The organism is Aeromonas sp. Prich7-2 (assembly GCF_017939255.1).
Lineage (GTDB): Bacteria > Pseudomonadota > Gammaproteobacteria > Enterobacterales > Aeromonadaceae > Aeromonas > Aeromonas caviae.
The window spans coordinates 1-2,072 of sequence record NZ_JAGKRI010000219.1 but is presented as its reverse complement, the minus strand read 5'-3'; the positions used below and the strand labels follow the sequence as shown (position 1 = coordinate 2,072).

The window sequence follows — 2,072 nt, the reverse complement described above, 5'->3', positions numbered from 1 at the left end:
AGCAGGGCAGGGAACGGGCGTTCTTGCAGCTGTTTGACAGTGAATTCTCCATCAAGGCAGGCTAGAACGATAGCGCCGTGGCGGGCCTTGAGCGCCCTATCTACGATCAAAAGATCCCCGTCATTGATGCCCTTTTCCACCATGCTTTGGCCACTGGCCCTGACATAGAAGGTGGCAGCGGGATGCTCAATACAGATCTGGTTCAGATCTATGGTTTGCTCAATATAGTCCTGTGCTGGGCTAGGAAAGCCGCAAACCACAGGGGACAGAAAAAGCGGCAGCTCTAGAGCGTCCGGGGTTGGATGTGGGATGGCGAACATGGTGGCTCACTGGTTACTGTTTTTATATACAGTATAGCCGTATTGCATAACGTGTGCATCCGGTGTCAGTTGACATACCGGGCCCATTAGCTATGTTCGGTTCACATGGTACTGTGTTCATAGGACGCGTGATGGAATCAACAGTTTTTAGGTGTGGTCGTGGCCAGGGGGTATACCTGCCCGAGGCAGTGGCCCTGCCAGATGATGTCACGCATGTTGAGATCGTCGTGGTTGGTCGTACTCGCATAATCACACCTGTAGGTGAGTCCTGGGATAGGTGGTTTGATGAGCCTTGTATGAGCGCCGACTTCATGGCCGAACGTGAGCAGCCAACCGCCCAGGAGCGAGAGAAACTCTGAGGTTGGTCCAGCAGGGTAACTGAGTTGCGTAGCTGAGAGGGATTGTTTTTATATATATAGATAAAGCGTATCCCTCTCACCTGAAAAGGTGAATAGCTATGGCTATCATTCTCGCGTAGCGAGGATTGTTCATAGATCTGTCGGTACTCGCCCCCCAGGCAGGATAGCTCAGTAGCCATTTTTCTAGGTTGCACCACTGGTCGTGGTGCATGTGATCCAGTTATCTACCCGTGGTTTCCATTGGACCATTCGTTGAAGGTGTTTTGGTGGCACTAGAGCTGAGGTGCACAGCTGAGAGGGATTGTTTTTATATATATAGATAAAGCGCACCCCTCTCACCTAACAGGTAACGATGTGGCTACATCATTCTCGCATAGCGAGGATTGTCCATAGAGCTGTCGGCGCTTGCTCTCCCTGGTAGACAGGATAGCTCGATAGCAATTTTTTATGTTGCACCACTGGCGTGGTGCATCTCATCCAGTTAGTTATCTGGCCAAGTATTCCACCAGGAACTTGTCAAATGGGGTATTCAACTTGTTGAAATCCCCGGACTACCTGGCACATGTCGAGCACTATCATGGCTGTGCGCACCTGCATAGGAACAACCTCAACACTGGCTGACGAAAACTGTACTAGCATCATTCGTTTCCATTTCATAAGGTCTTATAGCCGTAGCTCCACAACAAAGACCTATGGAAGGTGCGAATAAGTCATATGGCACGAGAGCATTTAATGGTAACCCATTGATATTAAATGACTAAAATTTTCATTTTTTGTTCGTGGGATACTTGTTCGCACTTTCCCTATCTGTAGCATGGAAGTAACAATGGAAAGAATTTCACTGCATTCGTTAATTCAGAGAACTATGTGTATGTTGGGGTTCTCATTAGAAAGTATGGCTGATCGGGTATCAGCACTAATCTGGCTTGGTGATAATATCGGTGAACAATGGCCATATTATATTGATGACTCAACAATAGGGTTTAATGATTGGAAATTCATACGCGATGCTGACTCAGGAGAAATCGTATTTAGTAATATGCAAGTCCCTGCTATTAGTAAACATGAGTTGGTAGAGGTCTATCAGGATGATTTTTCTGCAAACAATAATACAACTATGGAATAGTTGATATGAATGTATACCTCAAAAATGATTCATTAGAAATGGAACCACTAACAGATGAAGAGCGGATAGGGGCAGCTCGAGATCCATTGACTACGCCTGAGCAGTTAAACAAGCTATCAATGGATCATGTACAGAACCTTAAGCGGCAAGCGAATTAATAATACCGTCTAACGTGTTGTTTTGCTTGGATTTTCTCTGCCTACTCTTTTTGCCGTTTTTGGATAAATACACCATTGCCCACTCCAACTTCTCTGTTATTTCCTGCCA

General features: G+C 46.2%; 3 protein-coding genes. 2 read left to right on the top strand and 1 reads right to left on the bottom strand.

Annotation, left to right across the window (positions count from 1 at the left end):
• The coding region (gene umuD / locus J9892_RS21030) for a translesion error-prone DNA polymerase V autoproteolytic subunit (RefSeq protein ID WP_246876732.1) at positions 1-320 on the bottom strand (320 nt) is incomplete at its 3' end.
• Between the two features lie 92 nt (positions 321-412).
• Here umuD and vapB point away from each other — a divergent pair.
• Positions 413-679 carry a type II toxin-antitoxin system VapB family antitoxin gene (vapB, locus tag J9892_RS21025; RefSeq protein WP_308457648.1) on the top strand — a complete coding sequence of 89 codons (267 nt, stop codon included), beginning with the start codon at positions 413-415 and terminating at the stop codon, positions 677-679.
• A gap of 826 nt (positions 680-1,505) precedes the next feature.
• Positions 1,506-1,805: a hypothetical protein gene (locus J9892_RS21020; protein WP_146054124.1), complete on the top strand. Its 300-nt coding sequence runs from the start codon at positions 1,506-1,508 to the stop codon at positions 1,803-1,805.
• Positions 1,806-2,072: the final 267 nt, after the last annotated feature.